Here is a 23,301-nt window from a genome sequence, read left to right as displayed (position 1 = left end):
GGGCTGAGGCCAGTATACAAGCGGGCTGACAGTGATTGATCGAATGGGGAATGAGATGCCTGAAACGCGGAATGAAATGCCTTTAAAGGCGCATCAATGACCTGAACTCCTTTATCTTGCTCCGGCTGACCGGGACTTCAAAATCCAGATCGTTCAATCGCAGGATATACGTATTGTTAAACCACGGCACAATTTCACGGATTTTCGTCAGGTTGACGCAGTAAGAGCGATGGCAGCGGAAGAAATAGTCTTCCGGCAAACGGCTACAAAACTCCGTAATATTCATCGGCATGATGAACTCTTCACGTCGGGTGTAAACCAGCGTGACCTTTTCCTGCGCGGCAGCGTAGTAGATATTGTTAATATCCGTGACGATAATCCGTTCATCTTTCATCAGATTAATCGTTTGCTGTGCGCCTCTTGGTGCACCCGCATGCGCGCCCGTTTCGACAGCAGGTGCAACTTGCCGCTGTTGCCAGGCCGCTTCCAGCTTACGCAACATCGTGATGATACGAGATTCATGATATGGCTTGAGAATGTAATCGAAGGCCTCGACTTCAAACGCCTCGACCGCATGTTCTTTGTACGCCGTAATAAAAATGATGTAAGGCTTATGCGCAAATTTACTGATGTTTTGCGCCAGCCAAACACCGTCTAACGACGGGATATTGATATCCAAAAAGATCGCATCGACTTCGTTATGTTGCAGATACTTCAGGACATCCAGCCCGTCATCAAATGTTGACTCAATCGTAATATCACTGTGCTGTTTGATGAGATAACTCAGCTCTTGCTGCGCGAGGAACTCATCTTCAACAATAATGGCTTTCATGGGTTGCCTCCTGTTTTCTCAGCAGAATATCTTGATGACGGCACCTGCACGGTATCCGGCAATGCCGACGGGGTTTTATCTTCTCGTGGAATATAGAAATAAATCTCAGTCCCAGGTTCCAAACGGCGAATATGTAAGCCATCACCATAGAGCAAGCGGACTCGGTGATGAACATTAAGCAGGCCAATCTTATTCCCCGGCAATTCATTGCGCGCGACGCGATCTATCGTCTCCTGACTGATGCCGTGGCCTGTATCTTTTACCGCCACCAGCAGCTTATCGCCCTGCTCTTTCACGGACAGCACTACGGTTCCCTTTCCTTTGAAAGGCTGAATACCATGCACAATCGCATTTTCCACCAGCGGCTGAATTAATAAGCTAGGAATTTTGTACGCCACATCGTCGTCAATATCGTAAATCACCGTCAACTTAGCGCCAAAGCGCGCCTGCTCAATCGCGATATAATCCTGTATTTGGTACAGCTCTTTTTTTATATCGATCAGCGCATCGTCATTGAGCTCAAGGTTATAGCGCAAATAGCGAGACAGATTGATGACCAACTGGCGCGCCGTATCGGGATTAATTCGAATGGACGAGGAGATCGCATTCAGAGCATTAAAAAGAAAGTGCGGATTGATTTTACTTTGCAGCGCTCTCAATTCCGCCTTATTTGCCATATCGCGCAGTTGTTCTGTACGGGAAACCTCAATTTGCGTTGACATGATTTGCGATAGGCCGACAGCCATCACGCGTAATGAATAGGTAATTTTATGTGCATGGCGATAATAGATTTTCAGCGTGCCTGTCACCTGCCCATGTTCCCACAGCGGGATGACAATCATCGAATGAATTTCCGGCGTAAGATGCTGTTCATCATTATTTTTAATGATGATTTTTCCGTCATGAATCGCCTGCTGCGTCATCGGGCTGATAATGTCGTGGCCGATATTATATTTGTCTTCCCCAATCCCCACATAAGCCTGAATGTGCTGCGTGTTCGTTATCGCTACTGCGTCCGCATTAATTTCAGTACGGATGATTCTACAAATGGCCGTCAGTGAATCACTGTTGATATTGCGGAAATACGGCAGTGTTTTGTGTGCGATATCGAGTGCGAGTTTGGCCTGCCTAGCGGCAATCACCTCTTTTTCATTCGCTACACTCTGCACCAGCAGTACAATCAGGCCAATACAGATGGAGCCAAGAATCATCGGCACGGCAATTTTTGAAACAATATCCAGCCCTAACTCGATCGGCGTCGCCCATGCTACAACCAGCAACATAGTTAATGACTCACACAGCATCCCGCCCAGAATCCCTATGCTCCACTGCTGCTCTTTTTTGACTTTCTTATTGATGTAGCCAGAAGTGATACCGGCGATGATGCTGGTAATCAAGCAAGGTACAGAGGTGATGCCATCAATATCAATTAAATAACGGTGTGCCCCCGCAATGATACCTGTCGCGATCCCCACCCAAGGGCCAAAGAGAATACCGCCAGACATCACGGCAATCACGCGCACGTTGACAAGCGACCCTTCAACATTAATACCGGAATACGTACCAAACAGCGCAAACAGTGAAAAGATGGCTGTCACCATCACCCGTTCTCTCGGAGAATGTTGCTCTTTTTGCAGTAATTGCCGGAACTGGCGCGTTCTTGTCAGGAAAAATAAACAAATCAGCATCAGGGCGGCGCGGTCAAAGACCGCAAGGAGCATTTCAAATATTTCGTGCACGGGACATCCGGTACTGGGTTACAAGCCTGCACTATAGGAAAAATGTGATCCACATTCCACTTTTTAGTCTGTTAACCGAGTGGGAAGCGCAAAGTATAAAAGCCAGCAGACGCTGGCTTTTAGGGAAAACTGGCATGGCACGACCATTTACACGTCTATCGGCTTATTCAATTTCAGTAGCTGAGTGAATTCCTCCGCAGGCATCGGATGCCCAAACAGATATCCCTGCGCTTCCTCACACCCTTTGCCCCGTAGCCGCTCACTCTGCTCTAATGTTTCCACACCCTCGGCAATCACGCCCAGACCAAAACTTTTGCCAAGATATAAGATCGCCCTGACAATCGCCGCATCCGGCGGAGATTCACACATGGTTCTGACAAAGGTTTGATCGATCTTCAGTCGAGTCACTGGGTAGTTTTTAAGCATGCTGAGAGATGCATAGCCCGTCCCATAATCGTCAAATGCGATGCCGATTCCCGCTTCCCGCAACATCTTTAACGGCTGCAACATATTCTCATCGTAACGCAGAATTATATTCTCCGTTATTTCAAGCTCCAGCGAGCTTGGTTCCAACCCTGTTCGAGCAAGGGTATCCATAATCTTCTGCGCCAGAAGGCCGGTACGAAACTGCGCGCTGAAAAGGTTAATGCTGATACGAAAATATTTGTCGCTAGTCTGACACCATTCTGCGGCCTGCTTACATGCCGTTTCTACGATCCAATCACCGATTCGCTCAGCCCACGGGCCATTTTCCAGTGCGGTGAGGAATGCGGCTGGGCCAAGCAATCCTCTTTCTGGGTGACGCCAGCGCAGCAGTGCTTCCGCACCAACAATCTCATTGGTCGCCAGTTTTACCTGTGGCTGATAGAACATTTCAAATTCATGCTGCTCGTAGGCTCGCACAAACTCGAGCTGAAAAGCATGCTTGGCCTGAAAGACTTCAAGCAGTTCACGTGTGAAAAAACGGTAACAATTTCGACCTTCGGACTTCGCCTGATACAGAGCTAAATCGGCGCTGGTCAAAAGATCTTGCACGGTCAATCCATAGTCGGGATACAGCACGGCCCCGATGCTGGCGCTAATATTGATTTGGTGATCGTCAATAATCATCGCCTGCGAAATTTCATGAATGATTTGCTCGGCAATTTTTCCCGCGACCTTTTTATCACTCAGGCCGGGAAACAGCAGTGCAAACTCATCCCCGCCCATTCGCGCCACGACATCACCGGAACGGACCGCCGCTTTTATTTTTTTAGCGACGTGCACCAGAATATCATCGCCGCTGGAATGCCCCAGACTATCATTAACATCTTTAAATCCGTCCAGATCGACCATCATGATACAGACCGCAGGTTCATTCTTTAGCGCGGTTTCGAGATTGGATGTTAATAACGTCCGGTTTGCCAAACCCGTGAGCGGATCCATATGCGCTAACAAAAATAGTCGTTCTTCATTGCGGCGGCGCTCTGTAATGTCACGCAATATCGCGCCATAGCTAACATTGTCGTTGTCTTCCCACATAGAAACCGACAATTCAACCGGTACCAAACTGCCGCTTTTAGCTTGCACATTCAGTTCCAGCATCACTCCTTTCATCAGTGAATCACGATCGGTGACTAAATGGTTGAGCTGCACGATAAAGGCATCAGGCACGATAGTATTAATATTGCGACCAATAATGTCTTCGTCACTGTATCCCAGCATGTGTTCCGCAGCGGTATTCCAGAAGGTAATCATCCCCTTCTCATTAACGCACAAAATCGTATCAGGTGAGGTATTAGCAATATTTTCAAAACGAACCTGACTGGCTTTACGCGCGAGTTCAAGGCGTCGCATTTCCAGCTTGTCCATGACCAATGAAGCCAGATCCTGCATATTGTGCTCATCACGCTTGGTGAAGGTCGTTCTGGGTTTCAAATCGATAATGCACAGCGTACCGATGGCATGTCCGGACGGCGTAATTAGTGGGATACCTGCATAAAAACGAATGTAGGGAATGCCCACAACCAGCGGGTTATTTTTGAAACGCGCATCTTTGAGCGCATCAGGCACCACCATGATCTTTTTCTTTAGGATCGTGTGGGCACAAAAAGAGATATCGCGAGGCGTTTCACAAAAAGGAACCCCCACGCTGGCGGCAAACAGTTGACGTTCAGCCTCTACCAACGACACCAAAACAATAGGCGCACTAAAGATGTTAGCGGCCAGACTAATCAGGTTACTCAGACCTGGGTCAAATAATACGTTCTTAATGCCATACTCACGAAGAGCAGCAAGACGTTTGTCTTCATCTTTGCTTATTGGGGCACGGCTCATGGGTTCCCCCCTCCCATCGTATTAATGTTCAGATTAGACAAAATTTAGCTATAAATCCAAAATGTTGCAGCAATGAGCACGACAAGAGCAACAGGCCAGCATGAGTAAACCAACGCTCCCTCTCTTGCCAAGAGCCAAGACGCATGGTGGCTGAGTGTGAGTATGGCAAAAGATCCAGACTCTATCATCCTTTCGAATCATTAATAATAACAAGTGGAAGTATCAATTAAAATGATAGATGAAAAACGAAATAGAAAGATACCGACGCACTCACAACGTTGAGCAATGCAGGCAGAAAAGAAAGGAAAAGGTTGGTATATTCAGAGACTCACTACCGGATAACGACAATATATTATCAAGTCATTAACAGAATATAACCAACCAAGGAACTATCAGGCGGGGAAATAGGTTATTGAATGCTCAGGTGTGTCATTTCTTGCTCGAATCACGACATCCCAAGTTCCTGTATAAGGCACGGTTAAATACACTTCTCCTTCAGCATGACGGCAAATAGAATCCTGCGTAGCACTATTCTTTTCGGTCATGGTTTCCTGTTCACCATTACTCATTTTCACTTCAAATGTATTAGCACACCGTACAATTACCGTATCACCGCCAAACAGACTTAAACACGTGCGAATTACAGACATACATCCTCCGCGACACGCAATCATGCGCATGCTTAATGAAACGAATTTATTGATTATATTTCCCACAACGGGATTTCCATAAGAGCAAAATACATACGGTCAGATTGTGATTTAGATCAATCTACACACATGTTTAAGTCAAATCAGGAGATGGAATAAGACGATACTATGACAGCCTGACATTTATTAGAATTTTTGATAGTCAGGCGATAGCATTATTTTGATGTTATCTCATACATCCGCACGGGTTTCCCTTCGCGGAATAACAACTTAAATTGTTTTCATGGTTGTATTTATGATGTCCTTTGCACACCAACGATACATAGCTTTGCTTTTTTTAAACAAGATTAATATCCACTTGATAAATTACAACCTAGGTTGTAAATTGAACGAATGAAAACGACACTTGCAGAACGATTAAAGACCGCCAGGACTGCACAAGGGCTTAGCCAAAAAGCACTTGGCGACATGATTGGTGTATCTCAGGCCGCCATACAGAAGATTGAGGTGGGGAAAGCGTCGCAAACAACCAAAATTGTTGAGCTTTCTAATGCACTGCATATTCGCCCTGAATGGTTGGCAAATGGCGGAGGACCAATGCATAGCGACAGGGTGGTTCGATCACTCCAGGAATCAAGCATTCCGCCAACATCAAAATGGGGCACCGTATCAGCTTGGGACAGCACGACAAAACTATCAGAGGACGAGGTGGAAGTGCCTTTTTTAAAGGATATTGAGTTTGCCTGCGGCGACGGGCGCATTCAAAGTGAGGATTACAACGGCTTTAAGCTCCGTTTTTCCAAAGCCACGCTGCGCAAGGTCGGTGCAAATACTGACGGTTCAGGCGTTCTTTGTTTCCCGGCAGCGGGTGACAGTATGGAACCCATCATCCCGGATGGCACCACCGTCGCAGTTGATACCAACAACAAGCGCATCATCGATGGGAAGCTCTACGCTATTGCTCAAGAGGGCAGCGGCAATGATAAGCTCAAGCGAATCAAACAACTTTACCGCAAGCCTGGCGGCCTACTCGTCATCCATAGCTTTAACCGCGATGCTGACGAAGAAGCCTACGAATCAGAGGTCGAAATCATCGGCCGTGTGTTCTGGTATTCGGTACTGTTATAGTCCGACGTAGGTGGTTTTTCGCTTACGTAGTAGCTATCGCATTTTTCCTCTAACTAAAGCCGGTGAGCCAATGCGAGCACCGGCTTTCCTCCATACTTCAAAAACGTTTACCCTCACCCAGATAACCTTACCCACGCACAACAGTTTTATACAATCACCATGCTATGGTTTTATTACCCCTTGTTGATGTTGTGTTATTCCTCCTGTCTATGTGTTGCTTTCCCGCCCTATGGCGGGATTTTTTTGCTTCTCTGTGGCCTCTTTTCTACATATCACTTTGTAGTGGAACTCTTCTTTTACAACCAAAAACAACCTGAATTAAAACTAAAGATGTTGACACAAAAACAACTATAGTTTTATATGAACACATAACGCGGTTGTTATCCCTCCAAGATAGCAATCCTCGAATCTTCACATAGGCAGTAATTATTTTCTTTAAGGATAAGGTAATTTATGACTGAGCCACAATTTCGTAGTAAAGGCCCTGAGCTTCTGGTCGAACTTTCTCAACACGTTGCCGATACGGTCAAAAACGTCACAGAGTTGGATCCACAAACTGCTGAGCTGGTCGGCAATGCCGTTGCCAAACATATGATGACCGTATGGGGCGGGCAAAATGTTTATTTTCCGATGGGAATATCGTGGCGTGCCTCTCAGCGCGATCTTCAAATCTATGAGGAGTTTGATGGCCGCAATCATAGTGCTCTGGCTAAGAAATATAATGTCTCACTGCAATGGATTTATAAAATTGTCAGAACCATGCGAAAAGATGAGCTACAGGCAAAACAAAAAAATCAGGCGTAATGTAAATGGTAAGAAATTAAAACATCAGAAATAAATTAAAATAAAAAATAACAGATAAATTACTTAATTAAATACAAATTAAAAATTCGAGTTGCGGCGAATGCGGTAAGGCATTCCTATACGCTGACTCCGGCTAATATGCGCAGTTTAAAATATTACAGATATATTCAACTATAATGCCGCTAGGTAATTAATAGAATGGGTACTCAACCGTACCCATTCTATTTATATATAAATCTCTATCTTTTACGGCCCTCCCCTCCAACACTGTATCAAGTCATTCAATACATATGTCATGTCAATCACGTTATTTTCCTAGCTTCTTATACAAATCAATCAGCCGACCCCCAAAACATGCATTTACAATGCACAAATCAATTTTTAACCGTTAAGAGCATGATAACGTTGCCCCACGATCCCTTCGGTAGGTTGAAAACACCGAGTGAAAAAAATAAATGGGGGTAATTGAGAGCAATGAGCGAAAAAGTAAGAAAACGGTGGCAACGCCGACCCGGAACCACTGGCGGTAAACTTCCCTGGAACGACTGGCGTAACGCGCTGACCTGGCGCGGAGCCACACAAATTCTGCTACTGGCGATCAATGTCTATATCGGTGTCACTTTCTATTTCTGGGTACGCTACTTTGAAACCGGCGGCACGACTCTTTATATGTCGAGACCGGGCGGCATTGAGGGCTGGCTACCGATTGCCGGATTGATGAACGCTAAGTTCACGTGGGAAACGGGCAGTTTTCCTCCAATCCATCTTGCGTCAATGCTATTACTTCTCGCATTTATTCTCACCAGCCTGTTGCTGAAGAAATCATTCTGCTCCTGGCTGTGCCCTGTAGGCACGATTTCCGAGTGGGTGGGTGCATTGGGGGGAAAAATGTTTGGCCGCCACTTCATTCTTCCGAGGTGGCTGGATATTCCGTTGCGTAGTCTGAAATACCTGTTATTGAGCTTTTTCCTCTACATCGCCTTATCAATGCCAGCACAGAGCATTTATATGTTTTTGATGTCACCTTACGGTCTAATCGCCGACGTCAAAATGCTCGGTTTCTTCCGTAATATCGGCACCATCACGCTGGTCTGCGTTTTTCTCTTTATGCTTGCCAGCCTGTTCGTCCGCCACTTTTGGTGTCGTTATCTATGTCCTTACGGTGCGCTCTTGGGAATGTTTTCACTGCTGTCACCCTTCAAAATCCGCCGAAATGCCACCAGCTGTATCGATTGCGGCAAGTGCGCCAAGGCCTGTCCATCTAACATTCCGGTGGATAAACTGATTCAGGTGAGAACCGCAGAATGCACAGCCTGCATGACCTGCGTCGAATCCTGCCCTGTAGCGTCAACGCTCCATTTCTCATTAGTTCAACCTTCAGGATCGCAGGAAAAAGGGAGTGAGGCAGCCAAACCGCTATGGCGACAAACCGCACTATCCGGTATCGCGATGACAGCACTGGTTCTCGGCATCCTTTTCGGAATGATCGGCTTCGCAATGTACATTGGCGGCTGGGACAGTCCGATTCCCGAACAGATGTACTTCCGGCTCATCCCCGGGTCACAGAGCATTGGTCACCCGTAAAAGATAATTAGGTCAACGGTGATTAATACAAAATAGGATGGTTTTGGGGAAAGGAATCTGAGGGAAAAATTAAGGGGCCAAATCGGCCCCTGATATTCATCTGCACTGAATAGCAGATTACATATTATCGATGATGTCTTGCGCAAATTCGCTACATTTCCGCAGCGTAGCACCTTCCATCAGACGTTCGAAATCGTAAGTCACGGTCTTGTTCTTGATCGCGCCTTCAACGCCTTTAACAATCAGGTCAGCCGCTTCGAACCATTGCAGGTGACGTAACATCATTTCAGCAGACAGAATAACGGAACCTGGGTTCACTTTATCCTGACCAGCATACTTCGGTGCCGTACCGTGCGTGGCTTCAAACAGTGCACATTCGTCACCGATGTTCGCACCCGGAGCAATACCGATACCGCCAACCTGTGCTGCCAGCGCATCAGAAATGTAGTCACCGTTCAGGTTCATACAGGCGATTACGTCATATTCAGCAGGACGCAACAGGATTTGTTGCAGGAATGCATCGGCGATGACGTCTTTTACAACGATCTCTTTGCCTGTGTTCGGGTTCTTGATTTTCACCCACGGGCCGCCATCGATCAGCTCACCGCCGAATTCTTCACGCGCCAACTGGTAGCCCCAGTCTTTAAACGCGCCTTCGGTGAATTTCATGATGTTGCCTTTGTGTACCAACGTGAGGGAATCACGGTCGTTGGTAATCGCGTATTCGATCGCAGCGCGAACCAGACGTTTAGTACCCTCTTCGGAACACGGCTTCACGCCGATACCACACTGCTCAGGGAAACGGATTTTGCTAACGCCCATTTCCTCACGCAGGAATTTGATCACTTTGTCTGCTTCAGCAGAACCCGCTTTCCACTCAATACCAGCATAGATGTCTTCGGCATTTTCGCGGAAGATCACCATGTCGGTCAATTCAGGCTGTTTAACCGGGCTAGGTGTACCTTCGTAGTAGCGTACCGGACGCAGGCAAACATACAGGTCCAACTGTTGGCGCAGTGCAACGTTCAGAGAACGAATACCACCACCGACTGGCGTTGTCAGCGGGCCCTTAATCGCCACACGATATTCACGGATCAGATCCAGCGTTTCGTCTGGCAGCCAGACATCTTTACCGTAAACTTGCGTGGATTTCTCACCGGTGTAGATCTCCATCCAGGAGATCGCGCGCTTGCCCTGATAGGCTTTCTTCACGGCGGCGTCCACTACGTTGATCATGGCTGGCGTTACATCGATACCAATGCCATCACCTTCGATAAACGGGATAACCGGATTGTTTGGAACAACCAGTTTACCTTGAGCATCAACCGTGATTTTCTGACCTTCTGTCGGTACCACTACTTTGCTTTCCATTAACCTCTCCTTCGAGCGCAATTTTGTTAATGACTTGTAAGATGCGTGTCAATACTACTTGAATATTTAGCCCGCGCCAATCGCAAACCATTTCGAGTATAATGCTTTTGTTACCCGCGACTATAAAGATGATGAATAAATTCCCTGTTAAAAATCACAAAGTTAAACGATTCAGCTCACAGCCAGCCAGAAAAAGGCAGCCTGACAATACGCCGCGCCGGATTGTTCTGTTCAATAAGCCCTTTGATGTCTTGCCGCAATTCACTGATGAAGCCGGACGTAGCACGCTGAAAGATTACATTCCGATTAGCGGTATTTATGCCGCCGGGCGTCTGGATCGCGACAGCGAAGGCCTGATGATTCTCACCAATGACGGCAAACTTCAAGCACAGCTAACTCAGCCAACGAAAAAAACGGCCAAAATTTACTATGTGCAAGTTGAAGGCATTCCTGATGAGGCCATACTGACACGCTTTCGTACCGGTCTGGAGCTGAATGACGGCAAAACGCAGCCCGCAGGTGCAGAGATCGTGCCAGAACCTGACTGGCTGTGGCCGCGTAATCCTCCAATACGCGAACGTAAAAGCATTCCCGACTGCTGGCTAAAAATTACGCTGTATGAAGGTCGTAATCGGCAAGTTCGTCGTATGACGGCAAATATCGGGTATCCTACCCTGCGTCTGATTCGATACGGCATGGCCAACCAAACCGTAGAAAACCTGTTACCCGGAGAATGGAAGGAGATAGCGGATGTTTAAACCCCATGTAACGGTTGCCTGTGTAGTACAGGCCGAAAACCATTTTCTGGTCGTCGAAGAGTTAATTAACGACAAATTATTGTGGAACCAACCTGCAGGCCATTTGGAAGCCGATGAGACGCTGATTCAGGCGGCAAGCCGTGAGCTATGGGAAGAAACCGGCATTCAGGCCGCACCACAGAGTTTCTTGCGTCTGCATCAATGGATTGCCCCAGATAACACACCCTTTTTACGCTTTTGCTTCGCGCTCGATCTGCCTCAGCGGGTCGACACCCAGCCACACGACAGTGACATTGAATGCTGTCGCTGGGTGACTGCAGAGGAAATTCTGCATTCTCGTCAGCTCCGTTCACCGCTGGTGGCCGAAAGTATTCGCTGCTATCAGCAGTCAGAGCGCTATCCGTTAACCGTATTGGGCGCGTTCAACTGGCCTTTTTAGACATATTGCTATTCTTGCCATGTACAGGCTAACCACCACGCGGCAGGAATAGCGATGCAGCCCTCGGTTCAACATGCTAAAATATGCCGCTTGTTTTTCGCATCAATGCGTCAGTAAATTTCAGTTCGTGAGACTACTCCCATGTCAGATAACAGCCAGAAAAAAGTGATTGTCGGTATGTCCGGCGGTGTTGATTCCTCCGTTTCCGCTTACCTGTTACAGCAACAGGGCTATCATGTTGAAGGCCTGTTCATGAAGAACTGGGAAGAGGACGACGACACGGAATATTGCTCAGCGGCTACTGACCTTGCCGATGCGCAGGCCGTTTGCGACAAGCTCGGTATCGAGTTACATACCGTCAATTTTGCCGCTGAATATTGGGATAACGTTTTTGAACTCTTCCTTGAAGAATATAAAGCGGGCCGTACCCCCAATCCCGATATCCTGTGCAATAAAGAAATCAAATTCAAAGCCTTCCTTGAGTTCGCTGCCGAGGATCTCGGGGCGGACTATATCGCGACAGGCCATTATGTCCGTCGTCACGACGTTGACGGTAAAAGCCGTTTGCTACGCGGCATGGACGGCAACAAAGACCAGAGCTATTTTCTTTATACGCTGGGCCATGAACAGATTGCGCAGAGCCTGTTCCCGGTCGGCGAACTGGAAAAACCACAGGTGCGCAAGATCGCCGAAGAGCTTGAGTTGGCCACCGCGAAGAAGAAAGACTCTACCGGTATTTGCTTCATCGGCGAGCGCAAATTCACCGATTTTCTGGCGCGCTATCTACCCGCACAACCGGGTCCGATTCTGTCCGTCGACGACAACAAACCGATGGGACAACATCAGGGGCTGATGTACCACACGCTGGGGCAGCGCAAAGGGCTGGGTATTGGCGGCGTCAAAGACGGCGGCGAAGATCCCTGGTACGTGGTGGATAAAGATGTCGCCAACAATATTCTGTATGTTGCGCAGGGTCACGAACACCCTCGCCTGATGTCGTACGGCTTAATCGCACAGCAGTTACACTGGGTCGATCGCCAGCCGCTGACCGCTGAATTACGCTGCATGGTGAAAACCCGTTACCGTCAGGCGGATATCCCCTGCACCGTCACCCCGCTTGGTGACGATCGCATTACCGTACGTTTTGATGAGCCTGTCGCTGCCGTCACTCCGGGCCAATCTGCCGTCTTTTATCTGGACGACGTTTGCCTTGGCGGCGGCATCATCGAAGAACGCTTACAGGAGTAACCGTGGCTAAGAATTATTATGAAATCACGCTGGCACTAGCAGGCGTTTGCCAATCGGCGCATTTAGTCCAGCAGTTGGCCCACACGGGGAACTGTAATAACGATGTGCTGCATACCTCGCTGAACAGCGTATTGAACCTCAACCCAGCATCCACGTTGGCCGTTTACGGCAATGACGAGCAGAACCTGAAAGTTGGGCTGGAAACGCTGCTGGGCATTCTGAACACCAGCACCAAAGGCCCTGGCGCGGAACTCTCGCGTTATGCATTTAGCATGATTGCGTTAGAACGTAAGCTAAACGCGAAATCTGCCGCGCTGGACGAATTGGGTAAGCGCATCGGGCAGTTGGAACGCCAACTAGAGCATTTTGAGCTGCTTTCCGAAACGATTGTAAGCGCGCTGGCCGCAATTTACGTGGATGTCATCAGTACGTTGGGGCCACGTATTCAAGTTACCGGTTCACCGGAAGTGCTAAAAAACAGTCAGGTGCAGGCGAAAGTACGCGCCGCGCTGCTGGCCGGTATCCGCTCTACGGTGCTTTGGCAACAGATTGGCGGCGGACGCTTGCAACTGATGTTCTCACGCAGCCAACTGGTCAAAGAAGCGAAACAGATATTGGCGCGTTGCCAATCCGTTTGATGGTATTCTTGGCATTACGGCTGACGCTGGTGTGATTAACGCCAGCGTTGCAATAATCGATTCCGTATTAAAACTGGCTGTCTCGAAATCAGTCAGTTGTTAAAACTAGTTGTTATTGAAACTAATTATTCTTGAAAATAATTGTTATTGAAACCAATCTCAGGAGTTGCTTGCGATGGAATTATCCTCACTGACCGCCGTTTCCCCTATTGATGGACGCTACGGCGATAAAGTCAGCACATTGCGCACCATTTTCAGCGAATTTGGTTTGCTGAAATTCCGTGTGCAGGTTGAAGTACGTTGGCTGCAAAAATTGGCAGCCTGTGCAGAGATCCAGGAAGTTCCTGTATTTGACGCTGACGCAAACGCTTTCCTTGATAAAATTGTCGCCGAATTCAGCGAAGAAGATGCGGCACGCATTAAAACTATCGAGCGTACGACCAACCACGATGTGAAAGCCGTTGAATATTTTCTGAAAGAGAAAGTCGCCGCTATTCCAGCGTTGCATGCTGTTAACGAATTCATTCACTTCGCCTGTACTTCAGAAGACATCAACAACCTGTCTCACGCGCTGATGCTGGATACTGCTCGCCGCGACGTCATCCTGCCCCACTGGCGTCAAATTATTGATGCCCTGAAAACGCGGGCACAGGAATATCGCGATATCCCGCTGCTTTCCCGTACACACGGTCAGCCCGCTACGCCATCCACCATCGGTAAAGAATTCGCCAACGTGGCTTACCGTATGGAGCGCCAATATCGTCAACTGCAACAGGTTGAAATTCTGGGTAAAATTAATGGTGCCGTCGGCAACTATAATGCCCATCTGGCTGCCTACCCAGAAGTGGACTGGCACCAGTTCAGCGAAAGCTTTGTCACCTCGCTGGGTATCAACTGGAACCCGTACACCACACAGATCGAACCGCACGACTACATCGCCGAACTGTTCGACTGCATCGCGCGTTTCAACACCATTTTGATCGACTTTGACCGTGATATTTGGGGCTACATCGCACTGAATCACTTCAAACAGAAAACCATTGCGGGCGAAATCGGTTCCTCCACCATGCCGCATAAGGTTAACCCGATTGACTTCGAAAACTCGGAAGGCAATTTGGGGCTGGCGAACGCCGTGCTGGCGCATCTGGCCAGCAAACTGCCGGTTTCTCGCTGGCAGCGCGACCTCACCGACTCTACAGTGCTGCGTAATCTGGGCGTGGGTGTGGGCTATGCGCTGATTGCCTATCAGGCCACAATGAAAGGCATCAGCAAACTGGAAGTGAACCGCGATCGTCTGGCTGATGAACTGGATCACAACTGGGAAGTGTTGGCAGAACCGATCCAGACCGTGATGCGCCGCTACGGGATTGAAAAACCTTACGAAAAACTGAAAGAACTGACGCGCGGCAAACGCATTGACGCGGCAGGCATTCAGGCATTTATCGATGGTCTTGAATTACCTGAAGCGGAAAAAACGCGTCTGAAGGCGATGACGCCAGCCAACTATATTGGCCGCGCTATCGCCATGGTTGATGACTTGAAATAAGCGTTCTCAAACAAATTTCGTACTCCCTCTGGCGGGCGCCCTGCCCGCCAGTCTTCTCGCTCACCATACTCTAAATAATTCGAGTTTCAGGTAGGCGGCAAGCGAAGGAATCCCGATGAGCTTACTCAGGTAAGTGATTCGGGTGACTGAACGTAGCCAACACACATGTAGCTCGAAGTATGACGAGTATGACCATTTCCAGCCTGTTTACACTCGGTTTACCCTTCCTGTGGATAATTTAGCAAATAAAATAAACTATTTGTCCCGTGTACAATTATGATACGCGGAGGCGAAATACGTGAAAGACATGGTGCATAAGTTCGTTGCAATAACCATTTCTATTCGACAGAGGGTATAACGATGCGGATTCTGGTCGTTGAAGATAATGTATTACTACGCCATCATTTAACCGTTCAGATGAACGAAATGGGACATCAGGTTGACGCGGCGTCTGACGCTAAAGAAGCGGATTATTTCCTGCATGAGAATATGCCGGACATCGCGATTGTCGACCTCGGATTGCCCGATGAAGACGGCATGAGCATGATTCGTCGCTGGCGCGCGCATCAAGTCAAACTCCCGATTCTGGTGCTGACCGCCCGTGAAGGCTGGCAGGACAAAGTGGCCGTACTGGAAGCGGGTGCGGACGATTACGTGACCAAACCGTTCCATATGGAAGAAGTTGTGGCGCGCTTGCAGGCGCTGATGCGACGCAACAGTGGTTTGGCGTCGCAAATTATCAGCCTACCGCCCTTCGAGATCGATTTGTCACGCCGCGAACTGATGATCAATAGCACTCCGATCAAGCTGACTGCGTTTGAATACACGATTATCGAGACGTTAATTCGCAACAAAGGTAAAGTCGTCAGCAAAGAGTCGCTGATGCTACAGCTGTACCCGGATGCGGAGCTGCGGGAAAGCCACACCATTGATGTACTAATGGGACGGTTACGCAAGAAAATCCAGCAGGCTGAAGCGCAAGATGTGATTACTACCGTACGCGGACAAGGATATCGCTTTGATATTGATACGCCCCCAGGCCCGGCATGAGTGAGAAGAAGCTGCCCTTCTCGCTTCGCATTCGTTTTCTACTCGCGACAGCGGCCATCGTGTTAGCGCTGTCGTTGGCCTATGGCGTTGTCGCTATTATCGGCTACAGCGTCAACTTTGATAAAACCTCATTCCGCCTACTGCGTGGCGAAAGTAACCTTTACTACAGCCTTGCGCAGTGGCGCGATAATCAGCTGAATATCGTCACCCCTCCCGATGTTGACATCAATTTTCCCACGCTGGTGTTGATATACGATGAGAATGGCAACGTACTCTGGCGCGAAAAGCACGTTCCCGAGCTGGAAGCACTGATAAAACCAGAGTGGCTGAGCAAGACGGCCTATCACGAATTGGATACCGACACCGATACCAGCAGCGCGGTATTAACGGGCAACACCTTATTACTGAGCAGCCTACGAGCGCTGAATGGCGCACATAGTAATGCACTAACCCATTCCATCGCCGTGAACGTTTATCCGAAGACCGAGCATCTCCCTTCCATCACCATTGTCGTCGTCGACCGTATCCCGCAAGAGTTGCAACAGGAGGACGTGGTGTGGGAATGGTTCAGCTATGTTTTGATCGCCAATCTTCTTCTGGTGCTTCCCTTGCTTTGGCTTGGCGCTCACTGGAGCCTGCGCCCTATTCAGCATCTGGTAAAACAAATTGCTGAACTAGAGAAAGGCACTCGCGATCAATTGGATGAAAATCCGCCGCGTGAATTATTTAGCTTGGTGAAAAACCTGAATATTCTGCTGAATAACGAACGCCAGCGATACCATAAGTACCGCACGACGCTCACCGACCTCACCCACAGCCTGAAAACGCCGCTGGCCGTCTTGCAGACCACGTTACGCGCGCTGCGAACCGGCAAAGAGATCACTATCGATCAGGCTGAGCCGATCATGCTGGCGCAGATCAGCCGTATCTCGCAGCAGATTGGCTATTACCTGCATCGCGCCAGCGTGCGCTCAGAACATAACCTTCTGATACGTGAAGTACACTCGGTTCCAGCGCTGCTGGATGGCCTGTGTTCCGCGTTAAATAAGGTGTATCAGCGCAAGGGCGTGGTATTGACGCTCGATATTCCGCCCGAACTGACATTCGTGGGCGAGAAGAATGATTTCATGGAAGTACTGGGCAATATCCTTGATAACGCCTGTAAGTACTGCCTGGAATTTGTCGAAATCAGCGTGCAATATTCCGATCACAAGCTGCATCTGATTATCGATGACGACGGACCCGGCATCCTCGAAAGCAAGCGCGAAATGATCTTTCTGCGTGGGCAACGCGCCGACCGCATGCGCCCCGGACAAGGTATTGGCCTCGCCGTTGCCGTCGAAATTATCGAACAGTATAAGGGTGAGATCCTCATCAGCGACAGCGCACTGGGTGGAGCCCGAGTCGAAGCCATTTTCTCCCGCCAGAACCTTAGCCAGAACGAGGGGTGAAAGGCCGTACAGCGAGCGATGCTTCCGCTATACTTAGTGCCAAAATGCGGATTGTTTTAAAATACGGATTACTTTAAGAAAAATCATGTCTTCAAGAACAGTCATTTCCTCAAAAAACTAATTTCTGGAAAACAGTATGGACTATCAGCTTAATCTCGACTGGCAGGATTTTTTAGCGAACTACTGGCAAAAACGTCCGCTCCTGATTAAAGGCGGCTTCACTCATTTTATCGATCCGATTTCGCCCGACGAACTTGCGGGTTTGGCGTTGGAAAACGAGGTTGATAGCCGACTAGTCAGCCATCAGAACGGACGCTGGCAGGTGAGCCATGGTCCTTTCGAGAGCTACGACCATCTGGGTGAAAGCAACTGGTCGCTGTTAGTACAGGCTGTCGATCACTGGCATGAGCCCTCTTCCGCTTTGATGCAGCCGTTTCGACAGTTGCCAGACTGGCGTACTGATGATTTGATGATTTCGTTTTCCGTTCCCGGTGGTGGCGTAGGGCCACATCTGGATCAGTATGATGTTTTCATCATTCAGGGAACGGGACGTCGCCGCTGGCGTGTCGGTGAAAAAATACCAATGAAGCAGCACTGTCCGCATCCAGACCTGCTTCAAGTCGACCCGTTTGAAGCCATTATTGATGAAGAGCTGGAACCGGGTGATATCGTGTATATTCCACCGGGCTTCCCACACGAAGGCTATTCGCTAGAGAATTCGCTGAACTACTCAGTGGGTTTCCGGGCACCAAACGCTCGCGAACTGGTTAGCGGCTTTGCGGATTATGTGCTTTCCCGCGAACTCGGCAGCTATCGCTACAGCGATCCCAATATCCCATCCCGTGAGCATATTGCCAGCGTGCTACCGCAAGAGCTGGATGCGTTGCAAAAAATGATGCTGGAGCTGGTGCAGCAACCGGAACATTTCCAGAACTGGTTTGGTGAATTTATTTCCCAGTCTCGTCATGAGCTTGACCTCTCTCCGCCGGAACCGCCTTATCAGGCTGGCGAAGTGTATGAGTATCTGCAACAGGGTGAACCACTGCGCCGTTTAGGCGGGCTGCGTGTCATCTGCGTTGGGGATGGCTGCTTTGTTAACGGGGAGAAAGTGAACAGTACGCACAAGGCTGCGCTGTTTGCGTTGGCTGAGCACCCCGCCATTGATGCAGAGCGACTGGGTGACGCGTTAGAAGATCCTTCTTTCCTCGCACAGCTCACGATACTGATTAACAGCGGTTACTGGTATTTCGCAGATTAAAAACAGACCAAGCTAATCGTTCGCACAAAGATAAGGCGGGAATTTCCCGCCTTACTCATATCTGCAAAATGGACTCGCTTACGGCTTCGCACGCAGCGCCGTCAACTCTGCAATCCGCATAATCACAGACACAGCCTTTTCCATCCCTTCCAGCGTGACAAATTCATGTTTACCATGATAGTTGTAGCCACCGGTAAACAGATTCGGGCACGGTAATCCCTGAAATGACAGGTGCGCGCCGTCAGTACCACCGCGAATCGGTTTCATGTTTGGTTCAATGTTGCAATCCCGCATCGCCTGCTGTGCCAACGCGATAATGTGCGGATGCTGCTCAACCTGCTCACGCATGTTGTAGTAGGTATCGGTAATCGTGACTTCAATGTAGCAATCCGGATGCAGCCCCGCGCCGACCTTTTCTGCTATATCCAGCATTGTCTGTTTACGCTGTTCAAAGCCGTTGCGGTCAAAATCCCGGACGATATAGTGCAGGTCAGCCCGCTCCACAGAGCCTTTCATGCTGTGAAGATGGTAAAAACCCTGATAGCCTTCCGTCTGCTCCGGTGATTCACTCTCCGGTACATGCTGATGATAGCGAGAGGCCAGCGTCAACGCGTTCACCATCACGCCTTTGGCGCTACCAGGATGTACATTGTTACCGACAATTTTCACCTGAACCGACGCGGCATTAAAATTCTCATACTCCAGTTCGCCGACGCCACCGCCGTCTACGGTGTAAGCCCACTGGGCGTTAAACGCTTTGACATCAAAAAACTGCGCGCCCTTGCCAATTTCTTCATCAGGCGTAAAGGCAATGCGAACATCCCCGTGCGGCAGTTGACTCTTTTTCAGGCGCACCAGTGCGGTAATAATTTCCGCGATCCCTGCTTTATCATCCGCCCCCAGCAGCGTTTTGCCGTCTGTCGTAATCAGCGTGTGCCCCAGTAGCTGGTGCAGCACCGGGAACATCACAGGCGACAGCACTTCATCTCCCACGCCCAAGGCAATGTCGCCGCCGCGATAGTTTTCCAAAATCTGTGGATTAACATTTTTGCCGCTAAAGTCCGGCGATGTATCCATATGTGAAATAAAACCGATGGCGGGTACTGACCAGGCAACGTTCGACGGAAGCGTCGCCGTCAAGCAACCCTGCTTGCTTAGTACTATCTGTTCAAATCCCAGTTCGAGCAGTTCCTGCTGCAACACACGCGCCAGTTTCAACTGGCCGTCGGTACTCGGCACCTGCCGAACACCGGATTTAGATTGTGTATCAAACGAAACGTAGTTTAAAAATCTGTCGAGTAATTTATCCATCTTATGCCCCCTGAACCCTGAAAGGCATTATGGATAGGGCTACCACGGCAGATATTGCGTCAGGTCAGTTTTTTCCCGATTTAACAAACCATAGGACCAGAATTCAGAGCAAAAAGCGGCGACAGCGTCACGAAGTGTGCCCAAATCAGGTAACAATCAGGAAACATGTGCGCTAATTCATTGACCTAGTCACCGCCATTCACGAATCCATTTACGGGAAGTCGGGCCACACAAGTTGGCGTTAGGCAGCGTTTCCCGTAAAATGCAGCCCTTAACCGCACACGCTAGCTGAAAGGTGATAACCCTTGGCACGATCGCAACGGAGATGCCGTTGATCTGCCAAATCAGGAAGCAGAGCTATACCTTAATGAAAGAAAACTCCCTGACTGTGCCGGTCGTTGAATTGCTCAACGTCCATAAAGGCTTTGATGGCAAAGACATCATTTCGCATTTTAATCTCACTATTAATAACGGTGAGTTCCTGACGATCCTCGGGCCATCCGGCTGCGGAAAAACCACCGTACTGCGTCTGATTGCCGGTCTGGAAACAGTCGATAGCGGCAATATCATGCTGGAAAAGCAGGATATTACCCACCAGCCCGCCGAGCAGCGGCACGTTAATACCGTATTCCAAAGTTACGCATTGTTCCCTCATCTCAGCGTGTTTGAAAACGTAGCATTTGGTCTGCGTATGCAGAAAACACCCGCCGCAGAAATGACTCCGCGCGTGATTGAAGCGCTAAAAATGGTGCAGTTGGACGAGCTGGCGCAACGGCGCCCACACCAATTATCCGGCGGCCAGCAACAACGCGTCGCTATCGCCCGCGCCGTCGTCAACCAGCCAAAGGTTCTGCTGCTGGATGAGTCTCTGTCCGCACTCGATTATAAGCTGCGTAAACAGATGCAGAACGAGTTGAAAGCGCTGCAACGTAAGCTGGGCATTACCTTTATTTTCGTCACGCACGATCAGGAAGAAGCCCTGACCATGTCCGACCGCATCGTGGTGATGCGTGATGGCCGCATCGAGCAAGACGGCACGCCGCGTGAAATCTACGAAGAACCGAAAAATCTATTCGTCGCCAGTTTTATCGGTGAAATCAATATTTTTGATGCCATCGTACTGGAACAGTTGGACGCACAGCGAGTGCGCGCTCTGGTCGAAGGCCACGAATGTGTTATCACCGTCAGCTTTTTGGTCAACATCGGCCAACACCTCAACGTGCTGCTGCGGCCGGAAGATTTACGCGTTGAAGAGCTTGGCGATGGCATGCAGGCAGAAGGGATGGTTGGCTACGTGCGCGAGCGCAACTATAAAGGTATGACGCTGGAATCCAATATCGAGTTGGAAAACGGCAAAATGGTCATGGTCAGCGAGTTCTTTAACGAAGACGATCCCGACTTCGATCATTCACTCAACCAGAAAGTGGACGTTACCTGGGTGGAAAGTTGGGAGGTAGTCCTGCACGATGAAGACGTCGCGTAAACGCTTTCAAAATATCATTATCACACTCATCGTTGCCTGGCTGGTGTTGTTTGTTTTCCTGCCCAATCTGATGATCATCGGAACCAGTTTTCTGACGCGCGATGACACCCATTTCGTCAGTCTGGTCTTTACGCTCGAAAACTATACGCGACTGGCCGATCCACTTTATGCTTCAGTCCTACTGCATTCGCTGAATATGGCCGTTATCGCCACGCTCTGCTGTCTGCTGCTAGGCTATCCGTTTGCCTTTATTCTGGCGCGCTTACCGAAAAAAATTCAGCCACTGATGCTGTTTCTGCTGATTGTGCCGTTTTGGACTAACTCACTGATCCGCATTTACGGGCTGAAAATTTTCCTCAGTACACGCGGCCATCTGAATGAATTCCTGCTCTGGATCGGCCTTATCGATACGCCGTTGCGGATTATGTACACCTCAGAGGCAGTGATTCTCGGTCTGATTTATATCCTGCTGCCTTTCATGGTGCTGCCACTCTACTCCAGTATTGAAAAGCTCGATAAAGCCTACCTTGAAGCCGCCCGCGATCTGGGTGCCAATAAATGGCAAACCTTTATTCGTGTGGTGATCCCGCTGACCATGCCGGGGATTATCGCTGGATGTCTACTGGTGCTGCTGCCCGCAATGGGGCTGTTCTTCGTGGCCGACCTGATGGGCGGTGCCAAGAATTTGCTGATCGGTAACGTCATCAAAAGCCAGTTTCTTAATATCCGCGATTGGCCGTTTGGTGCCGCCACCAGCATCTGCCTGACGTTGGTCATGGGTATACTGCTGTTTATCTACTACCGCACGGCCCGCCTGCTGAATAAAAAGGGAGAGCTGGAATGACTGGACGCTTAATCCGCGGTGGATTTATGTCCATCATTTACGCTTACCTGTACATTCCGATCATTATTCTGATCGTGAATTCGTTTAATCAGGCGCGTTTCGGTATCAATTGGCAAGGATTTACGCTGGATTGGTATCGGCTGTTGATGAATAACGACAGCTTGCTTCAGGCCGCACAGCACTCGCTGACGATGGCTGTGTTTTCCGCGACGTTTGCCACGCTGATTGGCTCCCTGACGGCTGTCGCACTGTATCGCTACCGCTTTCGCGGCAAGCCTTTTGTCGGCGGCATGCTGTTCGTGGTGATGATGTCGCCGGATATCGTGATGGCAATCTCCCTGCTGGTGCTCTTCATGCTGCTGGGCATATCGCTCGGGTTCTGGTCGCTGCTGTTTTCCCACATCACGTTCTGCCTGCCGTTTGTGGTGGTGACCGTCTACTCGCGTCTGAAAGGGTTTGACGTACGGATGCTGGAAGCCGCGCGCGATTTGGGTGCCAGCGAAGTGATTATTCTGCGCAAGATCATTCTGCCACTGGCGATGCCAGCGGTAGCGGCCAGTTGGTTGCTCAGCTTTACGCTGTCGATGGATGACGTGGTGGTTTCTTCGTTTGTCACCGGGCCCGCGTATGAAATTCTGCCCTTGAAGATTTACTCGATGGTAAAGGTCGGCGTATCTCCGGAAGTCAATGCGCTGGCGACGATCCTGCTGATTCTGTCGCTCGTGTTGGTGCTCAGTAGCCAGCTAATTTTACGCGACCGCACCGGAAAATAAGATTGCAGCTCGCACGATAAATACCGTTATTTTCATACCTGTCGGCATCAGGCAGGTATTTTCTTTGGGACTAATAAG

General features: G+C 49.3%; 20 protein-coding genes. 14 read left to right on the top strand and 6 right to left on the bottom strand.

Annotated features, from left to right (window positions below; all coding sequences use genetic code 11):
• Positions 1–82 precede the first annotated feature (82 nt).
• The 4 genes from DCX48_01660 to DCX48_01645 form a co-directional block, all read right to left on the bottom strand.
• On the bottom strand, positions 83–832 hold the full coding sequence (locus tag DCX48_01660; GenBank protein QXE13323.1) for a response regulator transcription factor: 750 nt from the start codon (positions 830–832) through the stop codon (positions 83–85).
• Positions 829–2,571 carry a sensor histidine kinase gene (locus DCX48_01655; GenBank protein QXE13322.1) on the bottom strand — a complete coding sequence of 581 codons (1,743 nt, stop codon included), beginning with the start codon at positions 2,569–2,571 and terminating at the stop codon, positions 829–831. Before DCX48_01655 ends, DCX48_01660 begins: the two co-directional genes overlap by 4 nt.
• Before the next feature lie 147 nt (positions 2,572–2,718).
• Complete coding sequence (locus tag DCX48_01650; GenBank protein QXE13321.1) at positions 2,719–4,887, bottom strand: GGDEF and EAL domain-containing protein; 2,169 nt, start codon at positions 4,885–4,887, stop codon at positions 2,719–2,721.
• 392 nt (positions 4,888–5,279) lie between these two features.
• Entirely contained in the window at positions 5,280–5,537 is a 258-nt protein-coding gene (locus tag DCX48_01645) for a hypothetical protein (GenBank protein QXE13320.1), read from the bottom strand.
• A gap of 393 nt (positions 5,538–5,930) precedes the next feature.
• Between DCX48_01645 and DCX48_01640 the strand changes: the two genes are divergently transcribed.
• The 3 genes from DCX48_01640 to DCX48_01630 all read left to right on the top strand — a co-directional run bounded on the left by DCX48_01640 (position 5,931) and on the right by DCX48_01630 (position 9,053).
• Positions 5,931–6,665: a helix-turn-helix transcriptional regulator gene (locus tag DCX48_01640; protein ID QXE13319.1), complete on the top strand. Its 735-nt coding sequence runs from the start codon at positions 5,931–5,933 to the stop codon at positions 6,663–6,665.
• 453 nt (positions 6,666–7,118) lie between these two features.
• Complete coding sequence (locus DCX48_01635; protein ID QXE13318.1) at positions 7,119–7,469, top strand: DNA-binding protein; 351 nt, start codon at positions 7,119–7,121, stop codon at positions 7,467–7,469.
• Positions 7,470–7,943: 474 nt separating this feature from the next.
• Positions 7,944–9,053 (top strand): 4Fe-4S binding protein, encoded by a 1,110-nt coding sequence (locus tag DCX48_01630; protein QXE13317.1) that lies wholly within the window; start codon positions 7,944–7,946, stop codon positions 9,051–9,053.
• Positions 9,054–9,170: 117 nt separating this feature from the next.
• Here the strand turns inward: DCX48_01630 and DCX48_01625 are convergent, their stop codons facing one another.
• Positions 9,171–10,424 (bottom strand): NADP-dependent isocitrate dehydrogenase, encoded by a 1,254-nt coding sequence (locus DCX48_01625; protein ID QXE13316.1) that lies wholly within the window; start codon positions 10,422–10,424, stop codon positions 9,171–9,173.
• A gap of 101 nt (positions 10,425–10,525) precedes the next feature.
• On the opposite strand from DCX48_01625, the gene rluE reads away from it, so the two are divergent.
• The 8 genes from rluE to DCX48_01585 all read left to right on the top strand — a co-directional run bounded on the left by rluE (position 10,526) and on the right by DCX48_01585 (position 18,812).
• Positions 10,526–11,182 (top strand): 23S rRNA pseudouridine(2457) synthase RluE, encoded by a 657-nt coding sequence (rluE, locus tag DCX48_01620; GenBank protein QXE13315.1) that lies wholly within the window; start codon positions 10,526–10,528, stop codon positions 11,180–11,182.
• Positions 11,175–11,621: an NUDIX hydrolase gene (locus DCX48_01615; GenBank protein ID QXE13314.1), complete on the top strand. Its 447-nt coding sequence runs from the start codon at positions 11,175–11,177 to the stop codon at positions 11,619–11,621. Before rluE ends, DCX48_01615 begins: the two co-directional genes overlap by 8 nt.
• A gap of 141 nt (positions 11,622–11,762) precedes the next feature.
• Positions 11,763–12,869, top strand: coding sequence for a tRNA 2-thiouridine(34) synthase MnmA (gene mnmA, locus DCX48_01610; protein ID QXE13313.1), 1,107 nt, complete (start codon positions 11,763–11,765; stop codon positions 12,867–12,869).
• 2 nt (positions 12,870–12,871) lie between these two features.
• Positions 12,872–13,507: a lysogenization regulator HflD gene (gene hflD / locus DCX48_01605; protein QXE13312.1), complete on the top strand. Its 636-nt coding sequence runs from the start codon at positions 12,872–12,874 to the stop codon at positions 13,505–13,507.
• Between the two features lie 175 nt (positions 13,508–13,682).
• Complete coding sequence (locus DCX48_01600; protein ID QXE13311.1) at positions 13,683–15,053, top strand: adenylosuccinate lyase; 1,371 nt, start codon at positions 13,683–13,685, stop codon at positions 15,051–15,053.
• A gap of 360 nt (positions 15,054–15,413) precedes the next feature.
• Entirely contained in the window at positions 15,414–16,103 is a 690-nt protein-coding gene (gene phoP, locus DCX48_01595; GenBank protein QXE13310.1) for a two-component system response regulator PhoP, read from the top strand.
• The gene (phoQ, locus tag DCX48_01590; protein QXE13309.1) at positions 16,100–17,554 is read left to right on the top strand and encodes a two-component system sensor histidine kinase PhoQ; all 1,455 of its coding nucleotides are present in this window, start codon (positions 16,100–16,102) and stop codon (positions 17,552–17,554) included. The genes phoP and phoQ overlap by 4 nt, the downstream gene beginning before the upstream one ends.
• 136 nt (positions 17,555–17,690) lie before the next feature.
• Entirely contained in the window at positions 17,691–18,812 is a 1,122-nt protein-coding gene (locus tag DCX48_01585) for a cupin domain-containing protein (GenBank protein ID QXE13308.1), read from the top strand.
• A gap of 78 nt (positions 18,813–18,890) precedes the next feature.
• Here DCX48_01585 and pepT read toward each other — a convergent pair whose 3' ends face one another.
• On the bottom strand, positions 18,891–20,123 hold the full coding sequence (gene pepT, locus DCX48_01580) for a peptidase T (GenBank protein QXE13307.1): 1,233 nt from the start codon (positions 20,121–20,123) through the stop codon (positions 18,891–18,893).
• Positions 20,124–20,490: 367 nt separating this feature from the next.
• On the opposite strand from pepT, the gene potA reads away from it, so the two are divergent.
• Genes potA through potC form a run of 3 tightly spaced genes read left to right on the top strand, consistent with a single transcriptional unit; the run spans position 20,491 to position 23,223 of the window.
• Positions 20,491–21,606, top strand: a complete 1,116-nt coding sequence (gene potA / locus DCX48_01575; GenBank protein ID QXE13306.1) for a spermidine/putrescine ABC transporter ATP-binding protein PotA — start codon at positions 20,491–20,493, stop codon at positions 21,604–21,606.
• Complete coding sequence (gene potB, locus DCX48_01570; GenBank protein ID QXE13305.1) at positions 21,590–22,450, top strand: spermidine/putrescine ABC transporter permease PotB; 861 nt, start codon at positions 21,590–21,592, stop codon at positions 22,448–22,450. The genes potA and potB overlap by 17 nt, the downstream gene beginning before the upstream one ends.
• Positions 22,447–23,223 carry a spermidine/putrescine ABC transporter permease PotC gene (gene potC, locus DCX48_01565; GenBank protein QXE13304.1) on the top strand — a complete coding sequence of 259 codons (777 nt, stop codon included), beginning with the start codon at positions 22,447–22,449 and terminating at the stop codon, positions 23,221–23,223. Before potB ends, potC begins: the two co-directional genes overlap by 4 nt.
• Positions 23,224–23,301 lie beyond the last annotated feature (78 nt).

It is taken from the genome of Pectobacterium atrosepticum (assembly GCA_019056595.1).
GTDB classification, from domain to species: Bacteria; Pseudomonadota; Gammaproteobacteria; order Enterobacterales; family Enterobacteriaceae; genus Pectobacterium; species Pectobacterium atrosepticum.
The sequence above is the reverse complement of the archived record's forward strand: the minus strand, read 5'-3'. Positions and strand labels throughout refer to the sequence as shown.